Source organism: Candidatus Aquicultor secundus, from assembly GCF_002791875.1.
GTDB classification, from domain to species: domain Bacteria; phylum Actinomycetota; class Aquicultoria; order Aquicultorales; family Aquicultoraceae; genus Aquicultor_A; species Aquicultor_A secundus.
On the sequence record NZ_PFNG01000084.1, the window covers coordinates 1 to 7970 of the forward strand.

9 protein-coding genes are annotated in these 7970 nt (G+C 51.8%); 2 read left to right on the forward strand and 7 right to left on the reverse strand.

All coding sequences use genetic code 11. From position 1 onward, the window contains the following. The 4 genes from COY37_RS03290 to COY37_RS03305 all read right to left on the reverse strand — a co-directional run. On the reverse strand, positions 1–1027 hold a 1027-nt coding region (locus COY37_RS03290; RefSeq protein WP_286976078.1), incomplete at its 3' end, for an LCP family protein. Between the two features lie 2 nt (positions 1028–1029). Beyond that, a complete protein-coding gene (yqeK, locus tag COY37_RS03295) occupies positions 1030–1596 on the reverse strand; it encodes a bis(5'-nucleosyl)-tetraphosphatase (symmetrical) YqeK (protein ID WP_286678030.1) in 567 nt (188 codons plus the stop codon). 36 nt (positions 1597–1632) lie between these two features. Next, entirely contained in the window at positions 1633–2268 is a 636-nt protein-coding gene (gene nadD / locus COY37_RS03300; RefSeq protein ID WP_286678031.1) for a nicotinate-nucleotide adenylyltransferase, read from the reverse strand. A gap of 94 nt (positions 2269–2362) precedes the next feature. Next, positions 2363–3772, reverse strand: coding sequence for a CBS domain-containing protein (locus COY37_RS03305; RefSeq protein WP_286678032.1), 1410 nt, complete (start codon positions 3770–3772; stop codon positions 2363–2365). Positions 3773–3961: 189 nt separating this feature from the next. On the opposite strand from COY37_RS03305, the gene COY37_RS03310 reads away from it, so the two are divergent. Continuing rightward, on the forward strand, positions 3962–4597 hold the full coding sequence (locus COY37_RS03310) for a uracil-DNA glycosylase (RefSeq protein WP_286976083.1): 636 nt from the start codon (positions 3962–3964) through the stop codon (positions 4595–4597). A gap of 64 nt (positions 4598–4661) precedes the next feature. Beyond that, positions 4662–5978: an MFS transporter gene (locus COY37_RS03315; RefSeq protein ID WP_286976086.1), complete on the forward strand. Its 1317-nt coding sequence runs from the start codon at positions 4662–4664 to the stop codon at positions 5976–5978. Here COY37_RS03315 and nth read toward each other — a convergent pair. The 3 genes from nth to COY37_RS03325 form a co-directional block, all read right to left on the reverse strand. Next, positions 5923–6591 (reverse strand): endonuclease III, encoded by a 669-nt coding sequence (gene nth, locus COY37_RS03320; RefSeq protein WP_286679321.1) that lies wholly within the window; start codon positions 6589–6591, stop codon positions 5923–5925. The two genes, COY37_RS03315 and nth, sit on opposite strands and share 56 nt — an antisense overlap. Then, complete coding sequence (locus tag COY37_RS11775; RefSeq protein WP_353682481.1) at positions 6592–6681, reverse strand: 4Fe-4S binding protein; 90 nt, start codon at positions 6679–6681, stop codon at positions 6592–6594. Positions 6682–6868: 187 nt separating this feature from the next. Continuing rightward, positions 6869–7816, reverse strand: coding sequence for an ABC transporter ATP-binding protein (locus COY37_RS03325; RefSeq protein WP_286679320.1), 948 nt, complete (start codon positions 7814–7816; stop codon positions 6869–6871). Between the last annotated feature and the right edge of the window lie 154 nt (positions 7817–7970).

Below are 7970 nucleotides of genomic sequence, written 5' to 3' on the forward strand. Positions count from 1 at the left end.
TTCCGATGCCGAGGAGCTGCTGTATCTGCTTGGCCTTATCCATATACTCCTCTTTGTAGGCGACTATTTCGGTCTTCTGGTAATTAAAGCTGCTCGCGTTTTTAATATCTATCACCATAAACCCGTTTGGCGTAAGCTTGTCCGAAATTACCCTGCCCGCGCCCGGCAAACCGGCGCCGTTGAGTATGATCACCCGGGCGTTATCGGTTTTTACTTCTACTTTTATTCCCCATAACGCCGTGAGTAGACGACCCACTTCCTCATTGTTTGGTTGATAATAAGGTTCCCCGTTTATGCTTACGAACTTCACCGGAAGCGGGACTATGTTTATTTTTGCGGGCATAATCCTTGCAACCTGCTTGCTGTATTCCTTCTTCTCGCCCTCGAAAAGATTGGTCTCAACCGCTTTGTCGAATGCCGTTTGGAAGGTGTTCTCGCTTATCATATACTCAAAATCCTCATAGTGCATGGTTATGTAGCTATCGGCCGGAACGTGCAACAGGTCCTCGACCGCCTTTTTTGTTGAATCCATGCCCAGGGAGAACGACGCGCCGATCTGGTCCAGGCCGAGCCCGGTTATATTGAGATACGTTTTTTCCGGGATATTTATCCCCTGGATCGTCCCGCTTAACAGGTCGATCTTCGCAAAGAGGATACCGCGCGCCTGCTTGTGCCCGTTTTGCTCCTGAACGCCGACGATAAGCACATTTGCGACCTGTTTGATCTGCGCGGCCGTGTCGGTGCTATCCTGTCTTTGATCTTCCCGGGCTCCCTGCTGTTGTTTGTCTTCACCGCGCTTCGTCTCTACGGTATTTTGGTGCTTGGCCGTCCGCTCCGGCCCCGCAGTCCTTTTCCCGGCCAATGCCCTGAACGCGAAAAAGCCGCCCACCGCTACGGCAAGTACCAGAAAGACCGAGGTGAGAATTATAGCCAGGCGCCTACGACGCTCGGTTTTTGCTTCACCCAGCGCCTCAAGCCTCGACGTGCGCTCGGTTTCTTCTTCTAACGGTTTAAAGAAATCACCCATAATCAGCTCAATACTACGTTATTCCATACTTCAACCGTTGTTGGATGTATGGGTCTTCTCATTTTCACCAGATACTCGAGAGAACGCACATAGGCCGCCCGGAACACCTCGTCCAGATCATCTAAGGCCATCTTCCTTAAGGGGTCGAGGCCCTCAAACGACCTACCCGGCTCGATCATATCCGCAACGTAAATTATCTTGTCGAGTTTACTCATCACGGATGATCCGGTCGTGTGTTTTCGTATCGATTCGATGATCTCAACATCATTGATGCCGAGCTCCAGCTCGACCAGACACGCACCTATCTTGGCATGCAGCAGATGGGGCACAACGGTATCGATCGGCCCCAGCTCTATCCCGCACTGCTTTGACACCTCAAATAACTGCTCGTTACTCATCGACTTGGCGTAGTCGTGCAACAGGCCCGCCAGGTAGGCCTTCTCAACATCCACACCGAAGGCCCTCGCCATATCCCGAGCGGCCTCGGCGGTGCGCAGGCTATGCTCGTAATGCTGCGGCTCGAGTTTTTCTCTTAGCTTGTCTTTGATTTCTTCTATGCTATAGCTCATAGTAGTCGGCCGCCATCCCATAGTAAAGACTTAAGATCAATCCTTCCAAAAGCCGCATTTCTGTATGTAATTGGCGACCCCCTCCGGTACCAGGTAACTTATCGGACGATTTTCATGGACTCTCATTCGTATATCGGTCGAGGATATCGCAAGCGCCGGTATTTCCATGATGGATACCCTGGGCTTGTTTTTCTCCTGGCCCTCGGGCAGAACGTGAAGTTTTTTGAATTTCTCCAGGCTGTAGCCCGGTCTGGTTGCGGCGATAAACTCGGTAAGCTCAACAAGATTTGCGGCATCTTTCCAGGTCAAGATCTCCCAAACCGCATCGGCCCCCGTAATGAAAAAGATGTCGATATCCGGGCCGTATACCTCATGCAGCTCACGCAACGTATCAATCGTGTAGGATGGGCCCGTCCGCTCGATTTCAAGCCGGGAAACGACGAAGTTGGGGTTGGACGCAGTTGCAATTACAGTAAGCAGGTACCGCTCCTCAGGAGGTAATATTTCTCTATCGGTTTTATGCGGCGGTTGCCCCGAGGGCATAAAGATCACTTTATCCAGCTTAAACTGGAACAGCGCTTCCTCGGCCGTCACCAGGTGCCCGTAGTGAATGGGGTTAAACGTGCCGCCCATAACCCCAAGACGGCTTCTCTTCTTCTCTTCTTGCGACATGGCTCCCTTTCAAACTATTCCGTGCAGGCTAATCACCCTTGATATCGTTATTATATCATCAGGCGAAACGAAGTGAATAATTTAAGGAAGCAAGTTATCCGGCTGCGCCGTATTTTTCTAATGCAAGCGCCTGGACAAGGTCATGCCTGCTTATAATGCCCGCCACATGATCGTCGCTCATCACGGGTACGCGTTTGAACCTGTTTCTGATAAGAATCGAGGCGACCCTGTGCACCGGATCTTTTTCGTTGACCATGATAACGTTTCTCGACATTATCTCGGATACATATTCGCCCGGCTTGGAAAGGATATCATCCTCCGAGACTATGCCGACCAGCTTGCCGTCGGATAGCACGGGGACACCGCTTACGTCATACTTGGCAAGTACCTTGACCAGGTCTTCTCTTGACATATCCGGGCTAGCGGTAATCACATCGGTAGTCATAACATCCTTCGCGATAATCGCTCTCTTAAAGCCGTAGAGCACCGTTTTGTAAGCTTCCTCGTAGCCTTCGACCATCCTCTCAACCGAGAAGTTTTCGGCCACATGCCGGCGACACGCCTCGGGGCTTATCTCGGAGATATGACCGACTGCTTTTATAAGGTCATCAATGGAATCTCCGATAAAACCGGTCACACCGTTTTCGATAACTTCGCTTGCGGCACCCCTCTTCAGCGCCAGAACCGGGGTTCCCGTAGCCATAGATTCGATCATAACCAGGCCGAACGGCTCCTCCCACTGGCTGGTGAAAAGCGTGGCGGCCGCGCTTTTATAAAGGTTGAATTTCTCTTCTACCGTTATGTCTCCGAGAATCTTAACCTCCGCCTGTATAAGCAGGGGTTTTACTATTTTTCTGAAATATTCTTTCTCGTGGGCTTCGGTCATCTTTATCGCCATGACCAGCTTGCGTTTCGTGGCAATGGCCACCCTAAGCGCTATATCCAGGCCTTTTTCCCAGCTGGCCCTGCCGATAAAGAACAAATATTCTTGCTTTTTGTCCGAGAACGGCACATTTTTAAGGTCGATCCCGTTGTAGACCGTGTGCACGAAGTTTATCCCCTCTTCGCCAAAAAGGCGTCGCTGTGTGTTGCTGATGGCGACAAAGTAGTTTTGCTGGGCGAACGAACTCATTCTGCGGGCCAGCTCTGCGCCCCACTCGGCCGGACCGTGCAGGGTATATATCGCCTTCACAGGAAGCCACGTGTTATGATGCATGGTGTGGTCGTGGATAATATCCGCTTTCTCCATAAACGAGCGGACATACGAGTACTCTGAGAACGCATTCTGCAGAGGGGCCCCGTAGCCGGGCCAGTCCTGTCCTAAATGCTTAGGGGATATCGGTACGAGCTGGGCTTTTGTCCGCGAGTCTCCCGAAGCAAAAAGAAGAACCTCATGCCCTCTCTCCACTAATCCGTCCGCAAGCTGGCTTATAACAAGCTCGGCGCCCCCGTAAGCTACGGGCGGCACGGGTAACCAGGGTCCGGCGATCATAGCAATCTTCATAGTCTGCCTCCTAAATATCCATGCTTACTTAATAGGTTGAGGCTTATAGACAACAAAACACCAATCCTCCTGCGTGGCCGGCCTCGACAACCTAACTTTTGCTCTTAGCTACGAGCTAATTTATACCCCGTCCTTGCGCTGCAAAAACCGCCTGTTTATAGCGGTGTGATTTGAGGTATCCACATCTTAATGGCTGAGATTAACAAGTCGGTTGTATTGCAACGAATAATCGAAGATATTAAAAAGTGCGAGCAGTGTCGGACGCTCACGGGTGTCGGAGACAGGCCGGTATTCCCCCGCGGAAATCCGAATGCCCGCTGCATGCTGGTCGGCGAAGGCCCGGGCGAAAAAGAAGAACAGATGCAGAAGCCCTTTGTAGGCACCGCCGGTAGGCTCCTTGAGCATACCCTGACAAACCTGGGGTTTGATGTAAATCGCGACTTTTACATAACCAATGTCGTGAAGCACCGGTCCTATAAGCCGCTCCCCTCGGGGAAGAAGGAAAACAAGCCGCCGACGGTAAAGCAAATCAACATCGAGCGCGAGTTCCTCGACCGCGAGACCGCGCTGGTCAAGCCAAAGCTGATCGTAACCCTCGGGGCCAAGGCCGGCCAGTGGTTTTTAGGAAAGGATTTTAAGCTTACCGAAAACCACGGGAAGTTTTATAATTGGCATGGGATAGAAATCCTTCCGACCTTCCACCCAGCGGCTGTTCTCAGATCGTACGCGGCCGGAGACGAAGGCGAGAGACAGCATGAGTTTGAACACGACCTGCGAAAGATACGGGATATTATAACCACACTTGAAAGACCCATGGCAGGGTAGAGCCCCGGTTATGCCGGGGCTTGATTGCACTCAGCGTATGGCTCATTATGGGTAAGGATACACGATGGATAAAAACCATAATGAGCTTGGGAACGATAGATTAACAGAGACTGAAGTGCTGGAGACCGAAGCGGCTTCGCCCGAAGCCGCTCTTATAGAAAAAGGTACCAGGCGCTGGAGCCTTTTCTCTTCCCTCAGGTATGCGGAGTACCGTTATTTGTGGTCCGGGGCGCTCCTCTCAAATATCGGCACATGGATTCAATCTGTCGCCCTCGGCTTGTTCGTCTTTCAGCTCACGCACTCCGAATTCACCCTGGGATTAGTTAACTTCTCATCGAGCATCCCGACACTTTTCCTGGCGCTTGTCGGCGGGATCGTTGCGGACCGTTATCAAAGAAGGTCGCTCATTATCGTAACCCAGGTCGTACAGATGCTTCTCGCCCTGACCCTGGGCATACTTATATCGCTGCATACGGCAAATGTTGCCAACATAATTATCATCTCCCTGGTCACCGGGATAGCCTCAAGCTTCGGTTTTCCGGCATGGCTGTCGCTCATCCCCGAACTGGTCCCAAAGAAAGACCTGCTCAATGCGGTGGCCCTTAACTCGGCGCAGTTTAACGTCGCCAGGTTGATAGGCCCGGCAATTGCAGGATTTATCATAAGCTTGCTTGGCGTGGCGGCCTCGTTTTATATTAATTCGCTGAGCTTTCTAGCGGTCATAATCGCGCTCTTGCTGATTAAACCGCCCCCTATAAAAATCCGTAAAAGCGAAGTGAGCGTATGGAAAAACTTCACTGAAGGTATCAACTATGCAAAAGAACATACCTCGGCGGCTGTTTTACTTATCTGCGTGGGTACGCTGACTACCTTCGGGATGTCGCACACAACGCTCATGCCGGTGTATGCCATCGATATCCTTAAAACCGGCGCTCGGGGACTGGGATACTTATTTGCCGCAACCGGCCTTGGGGCGGTTACCGGTGCGCTTATTGTAGCCGGCCTCACCCATATCATCCCGCGAAGGAACCTCATTAAGCTCGGGATATTCAGCTACAGCATCCTGCTTCTAGTCTTCGCGTTCTCGAAAGTGTTTATCATCTCGTTGCTTGCACAAGTCGGTATAGGGATCGCGTTTCTGACGACCACATCTTCAATTAATACATCACTGCAGCTGATGGCGCCAACGCAGATCAGGGGCCGCGTGATGAGCCTCTTTGTCTGGGCGTTTATGGGGCTCTTCCCCATCGGGAGCCTCATCGTCGGCTCGTTGGCCAGGCTTATCGGTAGCCCGCCTACGCTCGCCATCGGCGCCGCCGTCCTTCTTATAACTTCCGCCATCCTTTACTTCCGCCCTCAATTGCTTGAAAACGTGGGATAGGTCGGCATGCCGAGGGACAGATATCGTTAAGGCAGCAGATATCGCACTTGGGCTTCTTGGCGTCGCAGACCGCCCTGCCGTGCTCGATCAACAGATATGTAAGCTTGAACCACTCGTCTTTGGGAACGCTATTCATGAGATCACGCTCTATTTTCTCAGGGTCGGTGTTCGTGCTTAAACCCAGGCGGTTAGAGAGACGCTTAACATGCGTATCGACCGCGATTCCCTCAACGATATTAAACGCGTTGCCAAGCACGATATTCGCCGTTTTTCTCGCAACGCCCGGAAGCTGGATCAGCTCCTGCATGGTCGAAGGCACCTCCCCGCCAAAGCGCTCGATGAGCATGGCGGCGGCCCCTTTTATGTTTTTCGCCTTGTTCCGGTAAAACCCCGCCGGGCGGATATCCTGCTCTAACTCCTCCAGCGGCGCGTTCGCATAATCGTGAACATCCTTGTATTTTTTAAATAAAGTCGCCGTGACCTCGTTTACCTTTTTATCCGTGCACTGGGCCGAAAGGATCACCGATACCAGCAGCTCAAGCGTATTCGAGTAATTCAGAACAATCCTGGCGTCAGGATATTCATCCCTGAGCCGCTTGATTAGCTCGTCCACCTATTTCTTCTCCTCAAACGATATCGGGCACACCATCTCGCAGTTCCCGCATCCAATACATAAGTCGCGATTCACTCTTGCGATCAGCATGAATAACTCCCCTTTAGGCTAAGTGTAGCAGATTCAAGAAGCCGTGGTCACTGCAATCCGCCCGGCCGTACCGCTTATCTAACAAAAATGCGCCGCTACGCTTAAAACGCGTGTAAAACACCTGATTCTGGGTATATCAATCTAGACTAATCAACCATAAACGGTTGAAAAAACCAGGCCGTTCGACCTAGCGCATCGTTTCGATGAGGTTTACAAAAACGTCTTCGAGGCTGGGTTGGACGACCTGAATGGTAAAATCACTCAACCCCGTACTCTTAAGGCTTTTCTCTATGGCCAGGGATTCCCTTGCCGCCGACCCCACCTTGGCGTGAATAGTCGCGCCGTAAAAGTACGCCTCATCAACCCCCGGCGTCTGCCCGACCGCCGTTAAGGCCCGCTGTGACGTATCGATACTTATCTCGACGATATCCCCCGCCATATGATCCTTCTTTAACTGATCGGGGGTCCCGAGCGCTATGATGCTGCCCTGGTAGATAAAGCCGATTCTGTGGCAATGCTCGGCCTCATCCATGTAGTGCGTCGTAACAAAAAGCGTGGTCCCCGCTTCGGCCATGTGATAAAGCATGTCCCAGAAATTTCGTCTGGATACCGGGTCGACGCCGCCGGTCGGTTCATCCAAAAACACCATCCGGGGCTCATGGATAATCGCACATCCGAGAGCGAGGCGTTGCTTCCACCCCGTTGACAGGTTTGCCGCGAGTTCGTGCTCCCTGCCTTTCAAATCCGCCATCTCAAGGACAAAATCCTTACGCTCGGCAAGCTTTGAATTCCCCAGGCCGTAGATGCCGCCGTAGAAGTCGAGGTTCTCCATAACCGTAAGGTCGTCGTAAAGGCTGAATTTCTGCGACATGTAACCTATGTGCTGCTTGATCTGCTCCGATTGATTGACAACATCAAAGCCAAGCACGCTCGCCCGGCCCCCGCTCGGCTCGAGGATCCCGCAGAGCATCCTGATCGTCGTCGATTTACCCGACCCGTTCGGCCCAAGAAATCCAAATATTTCCCCGCGCCTCACATCGAACGAAACCCCATCAACCGCCGTAAACTCACCAAACTTCCTGGTAAGCCCATCAACCACTATCGATTTTTCATAACCATTACTTGTTGTGCTCAAAACCATCACCAAATTATCCCTGAACTTATAGTCTCATGTCATTCTAAGCGCCGGCAATCGTCATTCTGAGCAGGTCCTTCGCTATCGCTCAGGATAAACTCCGAATCCAGAGAACACTCACAGACTGCTGTTGCCTGTCATTCTGAACGAAGTG